Raw genomic sequence first — 15,225 nt, 5'->3', positions numbered from 1 at the left:
CACCTGTCACTCGGTGACACTACAGTCATCGAGTGATGCAAAGTAGGCTTCGCGCATGGAAGAAGGACTGCGTGAACGCACCCGCAGAGCAGTACGGGCAGAGCTGGCCGACGTGGCCATCGGCCTGTTCGTCCGCCAGGGCTTCGACGACACGACCGTCGAGGACATCGCTCGGGCGGCCGGCATGACCAAACGCAGCTTCTTCCGGTACTTCCCCACCAAGGAAGACGTCGTCTTCGACGGCATCGACCTCACCGGAGAGAAGGTGGTCGCCGACATCGCGGCACGCCCCGCCGAGGAAGACCCCTGGGACTCTCTGCGTCAGGTCCTACGGGCCTGGCAGGAGGAGATCCATGCCGGCGAGCAGGTACTCGCGACGCTGCGCCTCATCGAGGCCACCCCTGCGCTGGTAGGACGCCTCCACCAGCGGAGAGCGGAATGGCGGCGGCGCGTCAGCGATGCGCTGCGGAACCGGCCGGGGGCCGGCATCGACGCCTACACCGCGGACCTGCTCACCAACGCCGCCACCGCGGTACTCGACGCCGTGTCCAGCCAGTGGGTGCGGTCCAACGGGCGTGCGAACCGCTCGGCTCTGCTGGAGCAGGGGTTCCGCCAGGTCCACGTGAACCGCGACCTGTAGCCACCGTGAGCCGGGTACTCGACGGCGAGCCGGGGTCCTCCGGAACGACGTGCTGCGACACCGTGCTCAGTGCGTCGGCCGGACGAGGCGTCGACCCGTCCTGTGCTACGACGTCGTCGTCTGCGGGCTGCGGAGGACGAGCAGGGTGATCTCGCTGGGGGCGAAGACACGGAACGGCGGACCCCAGAAGCCGGTGCCGCGGCTGGTGTAGAGGAGGGTGCGGGCGCCGTGGTGGCTGAGACCGGCGAGGGCGGGCTGGTCGAGGCGGACCAGGTGGTGGAAGGGCCAGATCTGGCCGCCGTGGGTGTGGCCGGAGAGCTGGAGGTCGACGCCGGCCGCTGCCGCCCGGTCGACGAACTTGGGCTGGTGCGCGAGGAGCAGGACGGGCAGATCGGGGTCGGCGCCCTTCAGGGCCCCGGTGAGGTGGGCGCCGTGGCCCGCCAGACCGGACGATTCGGCGGTGACGTCGTCCACGCCCGCGACCACAAGGGTGTCGCCTCCGCGTTCGAGCAGGAGATGGCGGTTGCGCAGCGGCTCCCAGCCCAGCTCGTCCATCAGATCGACCCAGCCCTGGGCCTCGCTGTAGTACTCGTGGTTGCCGGTGACGTAGACCCGGGCATGGGTGGCCCGGACGGTACCGAGCGGCACGGCCTGGGCACGGCGGCGTTCGGCCGTACCGTCCGCGATGTCGCCGGTGTGGCAGACCAGGTCGGCCTCGAGGGCGTTCACCGTCTCGCACACCCGGGCCGACCAGCGGGCGCGGTCGAGCGGGCCGTAGTGGGTGTCCGTGATGAGGGCGACCCGGAGGCCGTCCAACCCGGCGCCCAGCCGCGGCAGTCGCACATCGAGTCGGCGCACACGCGGCACGCGGCGAGCCTCGGCATACCCCCAGGCCAGCAGCGCGGCGGCCACGCCGAGGACGGCCCAGGTGACGATGCGGGCCCGGTCCTGGCTCTCGCCGACGCCGGTCACGGCCAGGGCGAGCCGCAAGAAGACGCCGAGCAGCACGGACCAGGTGAAAAGGACCCAGCTGGCGCCCAGCAGGGTGTCACCGACGATCGCCGCCCGGTCCTGCTGGCGTCGGCCATGACCGCGCACCATCGCCAGCGGCATACCGGCGAGGCCCAGGGCGAACAGGGCGGTGCCGGCCAGCGTGACGGGCAGGGGCCAGTGCTGGCCGGCGTGCAGGAGCACCCAGCAGGGCACGGCCCACAGCAGGAGGGGGGCGATCAGGGGGAGGTAGCGCATCAGACGGAGCAGCGGGCTCTGTCGCGGCGCTCGCGCCCCATCCTCGGCCGACCGGGTGCTGCTGGTGTCGGTCATGCTTCCCCTCCCTCACCAGACTGCGGACCCGCGCACTGTATCCGGTCGCCCGCGGTCCGGCTCACGTCGCGGGCCGGCGAGCGGACCGACCTCGACGCCCCCTGGACCCGGCCGCTCCACGTCCACCCTCCTGTGCTCGCGGCAGACGCAGGTCAGCGCTCCGTGTACTTCGCCACCGCCGCGGCCACCTGGTCCGTGTCGACGGGGAAGCCCGGGAACCGGGCCAGGCGGCTGAGGGGGATCGCGCGCATCATGGCGCCGTTGCGCGGGTCGAACAGGATCGCCGCGAACCCCTCGGTCCCGAGCGCCTCGCGCAGCCAGGGGCCGGCCGCGGGGTGGGCGAGCCACTCCTCCACCGTGGTGTCGGCGGTGAGCGGCACGGTGAACGCGTCGCCGCTGAGTTCGACGGTGGTCTCCAGCCGGATGTCGCGGGAGGAGGCGCCGAGCCGCAGGCCGAACGTGCCGCCTTCGACCACCCAGTGACCGGCGATCTCGTGCCAGAAGGCGAAGGCCCGGCGGTTGAGCGTCATGGTGACGCGTTCGCTCCGGCCCGCTTCGAGGAAGACGCGCGTGAAGGCGCGCAGTTCCTGCTCGGGACGGTGGACGGACGCCTCCGGGTCGGTGACGTAGAGCTGGACGGTCTCGGCACCGGCCCGCTCGCCGGTGTTCGTCACCGTCAGGGTGACGTCGACGCGGGGATCGTCGCCGTCGGCCCGGACGGTGACGCGCGGGTCACTGTAGGCGAACGTCGTGTAGGACAGGCCGTGTCCGAACGGGTAGGCGACCGGCATCCGGCGGGTGTCGTACCAGCGGTAGCCGACGAGCGGGCCCTCGGCGTAGCGGACGCGGCCGAACTCTCCGGGGAAGGTGCCGACGGTCGGGGTGTCCGCGTACCGCCGGGGAATGGTCTCGGCGAGTTTGCCGGACGGGTTCGCCCCGCCGAGCAGCAGGTCCGCGACGGCCGAGCCGCCGGCCTGGCCGAGCAGCCACGCTTCGAGCACGGCCGGTACGCGGTGGTGCCAGGGATCGAGGGTGACGACGGAACCGTTGGACAGGACGACGACCGTGCGGGGGTTGGCGTCGACGACGGCGTCCAGCAGGGCGATCTGCTGGGCCGGCAGGTCCATGTGGGGCCGGTCGTACCCCTCGGACTCGTACGACGGCGGCAGCCCGAGGAACAGGACGACGACATCGGCCGCCGCCGCGCGGACGGCCTCGGCGACGAGTGCGGGGTCGGCTTCCTCGGACTCGATCACATGGCCGGGGGCGAAGATCACTTCACGTCGGCCGTCGAGTGCGGCCCGCAGCGCGTCCAGCGCCGTATCGACACGGGTGGGGTTGACCTGGGACGATCCCGCGCCCTGGAAGCGGGGGGTGCGGGCGAACTCGCCGACCACGGCGATGGCGCCACCGGCGTCCGGGTCGAGAGGCAGCAGCGCGTCGTCGTTCTTCAGCAGTACGGCGCTCGCGGTGGCGGCTTCGCGGGCGAGGGCGTGGTGGGCGTCGGCGTCGAAGGTCACGCCGGCGGACCCCTCGTCCAGGGCGGGCAGCGCACGGTCGACGAGGGTGAGCACGCGGGTGGCCGCCGCGTCGATGTCGCCCTCGTCGAGTCGCCCGGCGGCCAGCGCGTCGAGGATCGCGCGGGCGCCCGCCCCGCCGGAGGAGGGCATCTCCAGATCGACCCCCGCGGCGACGGTCTCCGGGCGGTCGCCGACGCCGCCCCAGTCCGAGACGACCAGCCCCTCGAACCCCCACTCGTCCCGCAGGATGCCGGTGAGCAGGCGGTGGCTTTCGGCGACGTACGTGCCGTTGATCTTGTTGTAGGAGGACATGACGGTCCAGGGCCGGGCCTTGGTGACGACGGTTTCGAAGGCGGGCAGGTAGATCTCGCGCAGGGTCCGCTCGTCGATCTCGGCGGAGACCGTCATGCGGTCCGTCTCCTGGTTGTTGGCGGCGAAGTGCTTGAGCGACGCGCCGACGCCCTCGCTCTGGAGGCCGTTGACCAGAGCGGCGCCGAGTTCACCGGCGAGATGCGGGTCCTCGGAGAAGTACTCGAAGTTGCGGCCGCACAGCGGAGAGCGCTTCATGTTGACGCCGGGACCGAGGAGGACCGAGACGCGTTCCGCCCGGCACTCGCGTCCAAGGGCCTCGCCGACCCGGCCGAGGAGTTCGAGATCCCAGCTGGACGCCAGACCCGCGGCGGGCGGGAAGCAGGTGGCACGGACGCTGTCCAGGAGACCCAGATGGTCACCGCCTTCGGGCTGCTTGCGCAGTCCGTGCGGTCCGTCCGACAGCATCACGGACGGGATACCGAGCCGTTCCACGGGCTGGGTGTGCCAGAAGTCCGAGCCGTCCAGCAGCGAGACCTTCTCCTTCAGCGTGAGCGCGGGGATGTCGAGGCGCGGGGCATCAGTGGTCATACGTCAACTCCAGGGAGTGGGGGGAGTGGTGGGAGGGGTGGGAGTCAGCGGCTTCATGACGTCGGCGGCAGGTGCGCCCACGTCTCACGCACCGGACGCAGCGGGTCGGCTTCGACGCGCGGGGTGTCGTCCCAGATCATCGTCTGCCGTCCCTCGGAGCTGTACCGGGGCCAGGACGGCCCCGGATCCAGCTCTCGGACGAAGGCGACCCAGGCGGCGTGCACGGCGTCGGCCAGGTGCTGGGGCGGGTCCTCGCCCAGGGCGGCCGTGACGCCCTCGGCGTCGAGGAGGTCGAACGCGAAGGGCAGGTCCGTGCAGTGGTACGCCAGGCCGTCGAAGCCCGGCGCGGTGGCCGGTCGCGTGAACTGGTAGAGCCAGGTCGGCCGTCCGAGCCGGGCTCGCGCGTCGGCGATGGCCAGCGTAGGCGCGCGGAAGACCACGTCGGTGACCGCCTGGCCCCACAGGAGAGCCGGCCGGACGGACGAGGCGTGTGTGTCGAGGAAGAGCCGGGCGCGTCGGGCGTCGAGGCCGAAGGCGGCGAGCATGGCGTACGGGTCGTCGTCGAGGGGGCCGGGGCGCGGTATGGCGTTGAACTCGTGTGCCGTGAAGCCGGCCAGCAGCGGGACGTCCGCGCCCGTGTCGCCCGCGGCGAGCGCCTCGGGCACCGGTCGCGGGACGAGTTCACCGTCGGCGAAGGGGGCGAGGGCGAGCAGCTGCAACCGTGCGCGGTCGGGTCCGGGGGCGAGGAGGGCGTCCTGGTGGGCGAGCAGTTCGCTGTCGGTCGCCTCCCGGAGTGCGGCAGCCGTCGCGGCGACGCCGGTACGGGCCGTGAACAACCGGCTGACGGCCTCTGCGGTCGCCCGGTCCTGCGGCTCCATCACGGCACCGGACACCGAGATCGCCGCCCGGAACAGGCCCTGGGCGGCGGGCGTGGCGAGCAGCGTCTGTACGGCCCCGCCGCCCGCCGACTGGCCCGCGACGGTGACCTTGCCGGGGTCGCCGCCGAAGCGGGCGATGGTGTCACGCACCCATTCCAGGGCCGCGATCCAGTCGCGCACGCCCCGGTTGTCGGGTGCGTCGGGCAGGTGGAGGAAGCCCTCGACGCCGAGCCGGTAGCCGAGGGAGACCAGGACGACGCCGTCCCGGTTGAAGGCCCTGCCGTCGTACCAGGGACTCGCGGCCGAGCCGGCGACGAAGCCTCCGCCGTGGATCCACACCAGGACCGGCAGGCCGGCGCCGGGGGAGGGGTCGGGGGTGAAGACGTTGAGATTGAGGGTGGACGCACCGGGGACGGACGGCTCGGGGATGGTGGTGACCTCGGCGAACGGCCGGCGCTGCGCGGTCGGCCCGTAGGAGGTCGCGTCGAGGACGCCGGCCCACGGGTCGGGTGGCACGGGCGCGGCGAACCGGAGTTCACCGACCGGTGGTTGGGCGTAGGGAATGCCGAGGAAGCGCACGCCGGTGGCGTGGCGCTCACCGCGTACGGGTCCGTGGGGCGTTCGGACGGTCACGGGGGGAGCGGCGGCGGGGTCGGGCATACGGGTCTCCACGGGGGTGGGAGGGTCAGGAGCGCGGGGCGTCGTGGGTGACGTAGTGCTTCAGCCTGTCGAGTTTCCCGTCGTCGTCGGTCCTGACGCCGTAGGCGCGGTCGGCGGTGACCGGGGCGACCGCGATGTGACCCCGCGTCAGCAGGGCGGTGGAATCGGCGTTCGGCACGGTCTCGGTGCACGGGTCGCCGGGACGGTCGGGACACACGCCGAAGGTGATGTCGTAGCTTTCCGCACCGCTTCGCGGCGCGGGCCGGTAGGCGTGCCAGACGACCTGCCCGTGTCCGACCCGCGTCCACACGGGTGCCTTGGCCCGCTGCCCGGCGCTCACGTCCGGGTAGTCGACCTTGACCACGAAGCGGTCGGTGAACAGCCCGCGGCCGCGCATCCCGGCGAGAAGGGCCGCGGCGAAGCGGGCGTGGGCACGGTAATTGGCGACGGGGAAGGACGTCTGGGAGGCGTCGCCCGAGGAGGAGAGGGCGACTGCGGGAACGCCCTGGTCGATCGCGGCGACCGCGGCGCTCACCGTGCCCGAGTCGTTGACCTGGGCACTGACGTCGGGGCCCGAGTTGATGCCGGTCACCACGAGATCGGGACCGCCCGTCCAGCCCGCCTTCGCGGCGAGACCGGTGCGCAGGGCGAACTTGACGGTGTCGGCGGGGGTGGCGCTCGGGCTGTCCGCGGCGCAGGGACCGTCGGAGAGGCAGATGCCGTAGACGGGGGAGCCGGACGGGGTGCCGGCACAGTCGTTCTCGTATTCCGCGGGCATGCGGGTGCGCTGGGCGAGGGTGAGCGTGCCGCCGTTGGTGACGGCGGTGCCCTTCCCGGACTGCACCTGCCAGGGCGCCATGACGACGACATCGGCTCCGGCGCCGCACAGCGCCTTGCGCAGCTCGTACAGGCCGAGGCCGTCGGAGTGCGATGCCTTGGCGGCGCGCATGGAGTCGTCGTTGGACAGCAGTACCCGCAGTCCGGCCAGCGGCCGGGAGGGGCCTGCGTGCTGGTTCAGGGCGGGGGGTGACGAGGGGTCGGCCGCGGCGGTCGTGCCGAGGGCCGACAGGACGGCGCCGGTCACGACGGTGGCGACGAGGAACGTGCGCGGAGCTGAGGCCATGAGTGGATTCCTTCACAGGTGGGGCGGGAGACCGGGGACGGCGCCGGGTCAGGCGGCGCCGCCCCCGGTGGACTGGGCGGGCCGGTCGGTCAGAGGTCCAGACCGGCGCCGTACGGGAAGAGCGGGTCGGCGGTGTCGTGGGGGACGTCGGCGCGGGACTTCTCCACCGCGGCCATCGAACGGGGCAGTTCGAACGGAAGCCGTCCCTCGGCCCGGGCGCGCCCGAAGGCCACGTCCAGCAGCGCTTCGTCGCTCGCGCCGTAGTCCGCGACGAGCGCGGCGGCCCGTTCGGCCACCTCGGGGACGACGGCGGGCCGTTCGAGGTTGAGGAAGACGATGGTCGGCACGGTGTCCAGCAGCCGCAGGACCGGCTTGAGCTCCTCCTCGGTGAAGTCCAGCCGCCCGGAGTGGAACAGCGCCTCGAACCGGTTGTCCCGCGGCTCGTACGGCGTGTGCAGCCGCAGCACGGCCAGGTCCGCCCCGGCCGCGTCACCGACCACGTCCCCGTACCGCGCCGCCGTGTCCGCGTCGATGCCCTCCACGTACAGCTTCGGACGCGGCGAGGCCACCGGCACGGTCCGGTCACGGTTCACCAGAACGGTCAACGAGCGGCGCTGGGCTGCCTCGCCCGCCCTGCGGAACTCGCTGTTCCCGACGATCTCCTCGGCCAGGTCGGGATCCACGAAGGGGTCGTCGAAGAGGCCAAGGACGAACTTCTCCCGCAGCAGGCGGCGTACGGAGATGTCGAGACGCTCCTCGCCGACGCGGCCGGAGCGGACCAGTTCCACCACGATCTCGGGACACGCCTCGCCGCCGAACTGGTCGGCGCCCGCGTCCAGGGCCTTCGCCGCGCGCTCGGCGACCGTGAGGTGCTCGACGCCCCAGGCACGGGCCTCGTGCACCTCACCGAAGATCTCGTGGTCGGTGAGCAGACCCCAGTCGGTGCAGACGATGCCCTCGAACCCCAGCCGCTCACGCAACAGCCCGGTGACCACACCGTGGTTGAAGCCGAAGCCGACCTCTTCCCAGTCGGTGCCCACGGGCTGTCCGTAGTACGGCATGATCTGCGAGGCTCCGGCGGCGATGGCGGCCCGGAACGGCCGCAGGTGGTAGTCGCGCATGCCGCCGGGGTAGACCTGTTCCTTGCCGTGCGGGAAGTGCGGGTCCTCGCCGTCCTTCTGGGGGCCGCCGCCGGGGAAATGCTTGACCATGGTGGCCACGCTGTCGGCGCCGAGTGCTTCCCCCTGGAAGCCGTGGATGTACGCCTGGACCAGCTCGCTCGTCAGGGTGGCGTCGGCGCCGAACGTGGCCGCCTGGCGCGACCAGCGCGGCTCGGTCGCCAGGTCGATCTGCGGATGCAGGGCGACGCGCAGGCCGACCGCCAGGTACTCGCGGCGGGCGGTGTCGGCGAAACGGCGGACGAGTTGGGGGTCGCGTACGGCGGCGAGACCGGTCGGCTCCGGCCAGGCGGAGAACGCCCCGGCGCTCATCGACGCGCCGAGGTTGGTGGTGAAGGCGTGACGGGGATCGGTGGAGACGGTCACCGGGATGCCGAGACGGGTGCCGGCGGCGAGCTCCTGGACGGTGTTGTGCCACTGCGCCATCTGCCGGGGGCCCGCCGAATCGGACGAACGGCCGTCACCCGCGGAACGGAGCCGGGACGCGCGGCCCCTACGCGGTCGGCGACGAGCGGCGGCGGCGCATCCTCGACGCCGCCGTCGAGCACTTTGCGCAGCGGGGCTTCCACGCCTCCTCCCTGGCCCGCATCGCGAAGGAGGTGGGCGTCACCCAGGGTGGGCTGCTGCACCACTTCCGCAGCAAGGAGGACCTGCTCGTCTCCGTGCTGGGGCGCAGCGAGGAACACGACGTCGAGCAGTTCTTCGCCGCCGAGTTCGACTCCGCGGCGGACTGCTTCCTGCGCCTGATCGACCTCGTCGCGTACAACAGCCGCCGCCCGGGCCGCACCCGGATGTTCAACGTCCTGGTCGGCGAGTCCTCCGAAACCGGGCACCCCGCACACGCCTTCTTCACGCGCCGCTACGACATGATCGTCACCCGGCTGGCCGACACCCTCCGGGCCGCGGTCGGCACGGGCGAGCTGGGCCCGGACACCGACTGTGCGGCGACGGCCCAGGAAGTCCTCGCCGTCATGGACGGACACCAGATCCAGTGGGCCCTGGCCCCGGACTCCGTCGACATGGCACAGCGCCTGCGCACCTACCTCGACAGGCTGTACCGCTCGCTCTCCACCACGGGAGCACGCCTGCCCTCGAAGCCGCTGCCCGACTGACTCGTCGGCCACGGCGGCGACGCGGTGACGCGGCGACGACGAGGGTCCCAGCGGCAGGTTCAGGCGGGCTGGCCGAGGGGCCGGATGGTCAGGGTGTTGAGGTCGACGCCTGCCGGCTGGTCGAGAGCGAAGCAGATGGCCTCGGCGATGGGCTGGGGAGACAGGGCGAAGGGGGGAACGCCGGCGCCCTGCCAGAAGGGAGTGTCGATCATTCCGGGGTTGACGAGCGTGACACCGACGCCGCGGGGCGTGGCGTGCAGGCGCAGGTTCTCGGCGAGCCCGGTGGTAGCCCACTTGGTGGCCGAGTAGAGATTGGCGGGGGAGTTCTTCAGCCCGGCGACGCTGCCGATGAGCACCAGCCGTCCGCCGGTGGCCTCGAGGTGCGGCAGGGTGGCATGGGCCAGCAGGGCGGGGCCGAGGACGTTGGTGAGGACCATGGGCGACCACAGTGCGGGGTCGCCGTCCCCGATGGAGCCACCGGACATGAATCCGGCGTTGGCCACCGCCGCGTCAAGGGCACCGAAGCGCTCGACGGTGCGGGTCACGACCGACTCGGTGGCCTGCCAGTCCGCCGCGTCCGCCACCAGGCCCAGCAGCCCCTCGGAGTGGCCGGCCCGGTCGAGGAAGGTGCTCAGTTTGCGCTCGTCGCGGCCGGTGACCGCGACACGGTGGCCGCGGTCGAGGAGCAACCGCGCGGTTTGGGCGCCGATACCACTGGTCGCGCCGGTGATCAGTACGGTCTTGCTGGCCATGGCCGTGCTCCTGAGGTGTGGAAGGGGACGGCGGGCGGCCCGCTGGGAGGGGTGCCGTTCAAGCCCGCCGACCTCAGGAAACCGGCGCCGGCAGAGGCGGGCAAGGTCGCGTTTATGGGGGGTACAAACGCAACCTCCCCCGTCACCCGGACCATGAGTACGGTGGACGAATGGAACCTCCGTCCGAAAACCAGTCCGGTGCTCCGGCCGACAACCGCTCGGACATCCGCGACTTCCTCACCAGCCGGCGCGCCAAGCTCGCCCCGGAGCGGGTCGGCCTGCCCACCAGCCGACGGCGCCGGGTCCCGGGACTGCGGCGCGAGGAGGTCGCGGCCCTCGCCGGCGTGAGCACCGAGTGGTACACGCGGCTGGAGAAGGGACACGTCGGCGGTGTCTCCGAGAGCGTGCTGGAAGCGGTCGCGCGGGCGTTGCGCCTCGACGAGGACGAGCGCACCTACCTGCTCGAGCTGGCCAGAGCGGCTCGCCCCGCCCGGCGCAGGTCGAACCGCCGCAGGGACGTCGAGATCCCGTCCTCCGTCCAGTGGATGGTGGACGCGATGGTGATGGCTCCCGCCTTCGTGCGCAACGGCCGGTTGGACATCGTCGCGAGCAACACGCTGTGCCGGGCCGTGTATTCACCCATGTTCGACAGCGACACCACCGGCGAGCGGGGCTGCGCCAACTTTCCCCGCTACTTCTTCCTCGACCCCGGTTCCCGCGACTTCTTCGTCGACTGGGAGGAAGGCGCGCGGGCCACGGTCGCAGTGCTCCGCGCCGAAGCCGGACGCGAACCCCACGACCGGAACCTGCGTGAGCTGGTCGGTGAACTGTCCACGCTCAGCCCCGACTTCCGCACCATGTGGGCCAGTCACGACGTCCGCATCCGGCACGAAGGCGTCAAGCGGCTGGAGCATCCCGAAGTCGGCCGTCTGGAGATGACCTTCCGCTCCCTGGACCTGCCCCTGCCCCAACGGGCCGTGCACGACCTGATCGTCTACACGGCCGAGCCGGGCACCCCCTCGGAGGACCGCCTCAGACTCCTCGCCAGTTGGACGGCACCGCAGACCTCACCCCCGGGGGTAAACGGCGCGGGGGCGGCGGGCCGGCTCACGGGATGAGCGGAGTCATGGCGCGGGCGTGCTCCCACATGCCGTGGAGCTGTTCGCGGGGGCGCTGCTGTTCACCGTGGAGGGCGTTGAGTACGACGAGGCATCCGGTGAGGGCCGGTACCGTCCACTGCACGCAGGCGAGCTGGCGCCGGGCCTTCCCCAGGTCGATGGGGTGCCGGGCCCCCTTCTCGGTGTCGTCGGGGTTGGCGGAGGCGGCCCACTCGACCTTCTTACCCAGGACGCGGGCGTAGGCGGTCGCGGCCAGGGCCGCCGCCGTGACGACGGTCTTGGCGGTGGTGGAGGCGCCCACGCCGTGCTGGGTTTTGACGCGGTGGGCGTTCACGGCGAGCAGGCCGCCACCGCCGAACAGGTGCGCGCCGATGGCGGCGGCGTTGACCGGCACCCACTTGGTCCAGCCGACCGAGGCGATCCGGGCCCGGGCGGCGACCGTGGAGCCCTCGTGCTCGGCCGCCCCGTTGAGGCCGACCGCGCCCATCAGGGAGCCACCGAACCAGGCGGCCAGGCCCACGTCGTGCAGGCTGCGGATGACGGTATGGCGTCCGGACATGGGCGTGCTCCTTGCGGGAGTGGCGGTGGAGGCCGACGTGTGTCGAGCGCTACTCCACCCTCGCCGGGCCTTGCCCGCGCCGCCACCACGGCTGACCCAGACGGCTGCCCCGTCGGCGTGTGAGCGGCACGGAAGGGGAGACCCGGTGCGCAGGCTGGACCGGCAGCGTTCCCCCGGGGGTGGCCGGCCCGGCTGAGGCTCCCCCCGGTTCTGCCCATGAGCCGGGGGAGCCGCTCTCCGGGCCCGATGCGCCCGGTACGAGGGCCATCGGCCCGGCCCCGCGCGGGTGTCGGGTCAAGGCGCGGACCCCATGACGCCGGCGATGGTCTCGGCCAGAGACGGGAGGGTCCAGTAGGCGGAGTGGGTCCACAGTCCGTCTGCGGCCGAGTGGGGCAGGGAGACGTCGACCGGCGTGCTTCCGTCGTGCAGGCGGAAGACGGTCGACGCGGCGAACGCCAGCATGTCCAGGGGTTCCCAGAGGTTGGTCCAGCGGCTCAGTGAGGGCGGCAGCGCCACGCCCTTTCCCCCTGCGTAGGGGGCGAGTTGACCGCCGCGCGGGTCGCAGACGTGGAAGAACGCCGCCTGGGAGCCGAAGGTCAGCAGCGAACTCGTCCACAGCGGTGCGGAGGCGGTGGCCATGTCCACCGCGATGACGCCGCCGAGGCTGTGGGCGATGATCCGGACCGGACGGTCCGGGCCCCGGCCCAGGGCCGGATCCACCGCGTCGATCGTCTCGCGCACGCGGGCGTGGATCGTCGCCTGATGACGCTGGTAGACGAGCACGTCTCCCAGGAACCGGGTCGTGGCGGGGCCCAGGCGGCTGCGCACCAGGTGGTTCAGCCGCCCCGCCACGGCCTCGATCGCGGCGCCGGCCACCCGGTCGAGGTCACGCAGTCTGCGCCGCACCAGCGCGCGCAGCCGGCCGTCCTCAGGGGCAGGGGCACGAAGGCCGTCGTAGGAGTCGTCCAGGGCCTCGCCCGCACGTGCCGCGATGTCCGCGGTGTCCGAGACGGCGTCCGCCAGGGCGCGGCCGACCTCGGCGAGCAGCGCCGGGTCGTCGGTGTGGCACAGCCACTCGGTCCGGGGCCATTCCTCCCGCAGCAGTGCGAGGACGTCCTCCACATCGGGGGCGGAGGAGGACGGTCCGCCCGCCCGGAGTCCTGAGTCGTCCGCCGGAGAGGCGTACTGCTCGCGTACGGCCGCTTCGACGGCGGCCAGCCGGGCGGCGGGACCGGGTGCGGCGGGGCCGTGGTGGAGCAGGGCGGACAGGGGGAGGGGAGCGGCGCCGGTGTCCTGGGAGACAGGGGCGCCGTCGCGCGCACCCTCGTCGGCGGGGTCTCGGTGAGGTGCCGTACTGGAGGGGAGCGTCGCCCGGATGTGCTCTTCCCGGGCCCCCAGATCACCCCAGAAGACCGGGACCGGTTCCACCCCGGCCGCGTCCTGCAGCGCCGCGACGTCCCGGACGTAGGCGTCACGGTCGCGGTGGGCCACGTGTCGTCGAGGGCGTCGTCCAGCGCGTGCCGACCCACGTCGGACCATTTGAGGCACAGCTGGACCAGGCGCTCCGGAGCGCCGTCGGCGACCGCGAGGTGCACGACCGGCGCGACCAGGGTCCGGGGTACCGCGCCGCGCAGCAGATCGATGACCGATTCGTCCAGCCGCCGGTCGTCCAGGGACTGTAATCGCCTCCGCAGGTGCTCCCAGAAGGGCGCGCGGCGCAGTAACAGTCGCCACTGCAAAGCGGCTTGCTCCCACTCCTCGTTCCGTTGCCTGGCCGCCTCGGTGTCCGGCGGGCGTCCTTGGTCGGACAGTTCGGCATCCAGGGCGCGCACGTGCGCGCGTACCGCGTCGTCATGGTTGCGGTGCACCGACTCGGGGCAGAGGCACCCGGAGCAGTCCGGGCCCCAGAACCAGAACACCTCGTCGACGATGCGTCGTTGCGGGTCGGTGAGATCCTCGAAGGCGGCCCGCGCCTGATCCGCGGTGACCGGTTCGCGGGGTGGGAACTCTCCGGGCACGTCGATCTCGATGTCCAGTTCTATACTGGTGTTGACCGTACGACGGCGGTTCTTGATGTCGCTGTGGGCCGCGAGGGTCGGCAGCCCGGTGCGCCGGAAGGCGTTGCGCCGGTACAGGTCGGGACCCGCGAGTTCCTTGAGGCGGGTAGCCGTCGAGGGATGGCTCCTGTCGCCCGGCGATGCCGTCACGGCGTCCCCCACCCCTGAGACAGACACCTCGCTGCTGCCCTGGGCACGTTCAATCCCCCGCATCAGACGATCGCCTGGCCGACCAGCTTAGGCTCAGACGCACAGGGGCTGCAACCGCACGCCCGATGGGCCTTCCACGACGGTTCCGTTCCGCAATCGACCCTGCGGTCGCGGAGAGTTGAGGTCCGTCGACGAGGGGGGTGCGGGCGAGGTCTATGGGACCGTGAGGACGATCTTGCCCTGGATATGACCCTGGGCGGCGCGTGCGTGCGCGGCCCGGGCGTCGCCGAGCGTGAAGGTGCTGTCGATCGCGACGCGGATCACGCCCGTGTCGAGCAGGTTCCCCAGTTCGGCGAGCTGGCCGCCGTTCGCGCGGACCTGTGTGCCGGTGACGGTGATGCCCAGCCTCCTGTTCTCCTCATCGTCGAACTCCCCGAAGTACACCGGGTGAAGAGCGCCGCCGCGCTTGAGGGTGGACAGGAAGCGTCGGCTGGTGGGGCCGCCGACGGCGTCCAGGACGACATCGATGTCCCGGACACGGTCCTCGGGGCGCTGCTCGGTGTAGTCGATGAACTCGTCGGCGCCCAGCTCGCGCAGGAACCTCTCGTGGCGTCCGGATGCCACGGCGATGACGCGGGCCCCCTTCCACTTGGCCAGTTGCACGGCAAGGTGGCCCACGCCGCCCGCTGCGCCGTTGACGAGCACCGTGGTGTCGGCGTTCAGCACCGGGGGGCGGTGTCCGGCGTCCTGGAAAGGGGAGGGGTGGTCGTGTCCGACCTCGATCAGGTACTGCCACGCCGTCAGCCCCGACATGGGCAGCGCGGCGGCGTGCGTGTGGTCGACGGTGTCCGGCTTGTGGGCGAGATCGGACGCCGGAGCGGTGACGTACTCGGCGTACGCACCGCTCTGCATCTGGACGGGGAAACGCAGCATGCCGGTCACCTCGTCCCCGGCCGTGAAGCCGTGGACGTCGTCGGCGACGGCTTCCACGGTGCCCGAGACGTCGGTTCCCGGGATCAGGGGCAGGTCGAACGGGGGCCTGAACTCGTCGGGGATGCCGGGCATGCCCTCGCGCACGTACCAGTCGGGTGGGTTGAGGCCGACCGCGCGCACCCGCACGAGGACCTCGCCCGGTGCCGGTGTGGGGATCTCCGCCTCTTCGTGGCGCAGTACTTCGGGGCCGCCGAATGCGTGCAGCCGGATGGCCTTCATGGTGTGGGCGGGCATGGTTCTCCTCCTGTGCGTGATGCGGGTA

The 15,225-nt window shown here is 72.3% G+C and carries 12 protein-coding genes; 3 read left to right on the top strand and 9 right to left on the bottom strand.

The genetic code is table 11. From position 1 onward, the window contains the following. The first annotated feature begins 55 nt into the window (after nucleotides 1-55). Nucleotides 56-640, top strand: a complete 585-nt coding sequence (locus ACIRGB_RS09945) for a TetR family transcriptional regulator (RefSeq protein ID WP_403861007.1) — start codon at nucleotides 56-58, stop codon at nucleotides 638-640. Between the two features lie 105 nt (nucleotides 641-745). Here the strand turns inward: ACIRGB_RS09945 and ACIRGB_RS09940 are convergent, their stop codons facing one another. The 5 genes from ACIRGB_RS09940 to ACIRGB_RS09920 all read right to left on the bottom strand — a co-directional run bounded on the left by ACIRGB_RS09940 (nucleotide 746) and on the right by ACIRGB_RS09920 (nucleotide 8,648). Then, nucleotides 746-1,963, bottom strand: coding sequence for a metallophosphoesterase (locus tag ACIRGB_RS09940; protein WP_403861004.1), 1,218 nt, complete (start codon nucleotides 1,961-1,963; stop codon nucleotides 746-748). 152 nt (nucleotides 1,964-2,115) lie between these two features. After that, complete coding sequence (locus tag ACIRGB_RS09935) at nucleotides 2,116-4,383, bottom strand: glycoside hydrolase family 3 C-terminal domain-containing protein (protein WP_403861001.1); 2,268 nt, start codon at nucleotides 4,381-4,383, stop codon at nucleotides 2,116-2,118. A gap of 53 nt (nucleotides 4,384-4,436) precedes the next feature. Further along, nucleotides 4,437-5,921, bottom strand: coding sequence for a carboxylesterase/lipase family protein (locus tag ACIRGB_RS09930; RefSeq protein ID WP_403860998.1), 1,485 nt, complete (start codon nucleotides 5,919-5,921; stop codon nucleotides 4,437-4,439). A 25-nt stretch (nucleotides 5,922-5,946) separates the two neighbouring features. Then, entirely contained in the window at nucleotides 5,947-7,044 is a 1,098-nt protein-coding gene (surE, locus tag ACIRGB_RS09925; RefSeq protein ID WP_403860995.1) for a 5'/3'-nucleotidase SurE, read from the bottom strand. An 89-nt stretch (nucleotides 7,045-7,133) separates the two neighbouring features. Further along, nucleotides 7,134-8,648, bottom strand: a complete 1,515-nt coding sequence (locus ACIRGB_RS09920; protein ID WP_403860992.1) for a glycoside hydrolase family 3 protein — start codon at nucleotides 8,646-8,648, stop codon at nucleotides 7,134-7,136. 98 nt (nucleotides 8,649-8,746) lie between these two features. On the opposite strand from ACIRGB_RS09920, the gene ACIRGB_RS09915 reads away from it, so the two are divergent. Next, a complete protein-coding gene (locus ACIRGB_RS09915; protein WP_403862095.1) occupies nucleotides 8,747-9,334 on the top strand; it encodes a TetR family transcriptional regulator in 588 nt (195 codons plus the stop codon). A gap of 59 nt (nucleotides 9,335-9,393) precedes the next feature. On the opposite strand, the gene ACIRGB_RS09910 is transcribed toward ACIRGB_RS09915, so the two are convergent. After that, nucleotides 9,394-10,086, bottom strand: a complete 693-nt coding sequence (locus tag ACIRGB_RS09910) for an SDR family oxidoreductase (RefSeq protein WP_403860989.1) — start codon at nucleotides 10,084-10,086, stop codon at nucleotides 9,394-9,396. Nucleotides 10,087-10,256: 170 nt separating this feature from the next. On the opposite strand from ACIRGB_RS09910, the gene ACIRGB_RS09905 reads away from it, so the two are divergent. Continuing rightward, nucleotides 10,257-11,204 (top strand): helix-turn-helix transcriptional regulator, encoded by a 948-nt coding sequence (locus tag ACIRGB_RS09905; RefSeq protein ID WP_403860986.1) that lies wholly within the window; start codon nucleotides 10,257-10,259, stop codon nucleotides 11,202-11,204. Here ACIRGB_RS09905 and ACIRGB_RS09900 read toward each other — a convergent pair. The 3 genes from ACIRGB_RS09900 to ACIRGB_RS09890 form a co-directional block, all read right to left on the bottom strand. Then, nucleotides 11,194-11,763 carry a hypothetical protein gene (locus ACIRGB_RS09900; protein WP_403860983.1) on the bottom strand — a complete coding sequence of 190 codons (570 nt, stop codon included), beginning with the start codon at nucleotides 11,761-11,763 and terminating at the stop codon, nucleotides 11,194-11,196. The genes ACIRGB_RS09905 and ACIRGB_RS09900 overlap by 11 nt on opposite strands. Before the next feature lie 294 nt (nucleotides 11,764-12,057). Further along, nucleotides 12,058-13,254 (bottom strand): hypothetical protein, encoded by a 1,197-nt coding sequence (locus ACIRGB_RS09895; protein WP_403860980.1) that lies wholly within the window; start codon nucleotides 13,252-13,254, stop codon nucleotides 12,058-12,060. A gap of 929 nt (nucleotides 13,255-14,183) precedes the next feature. Further along, entirely contained in the window at nucleotides 14,184-15,197 is a 1,014-nt protein-coding gene (locus tag ACIRGB_RS09890; RefSeq protein ID WP_403860977.1) for an NADP-dependent oxidoreductase, read from the bottom strand. Nucleotides 15,198-15,225: the final 28 nt, after the last annotated feature.

The sequence above is a fragment of the Streptomyces sp. NPDC102490 genome (assembly GCF_044765285.1).
In the GTDB taxonomy this organism is placed as follows: Bacteria; Actinomycetota; Actinomycetes; order Streptomycetales; family Streptomycetaceae; genus Streptomyces.
The sequence above is the reverse complement of the archived record's forward strand: the minus strand, read 5'-3'. Positions and strand labels throughout refer to the sequence as shown.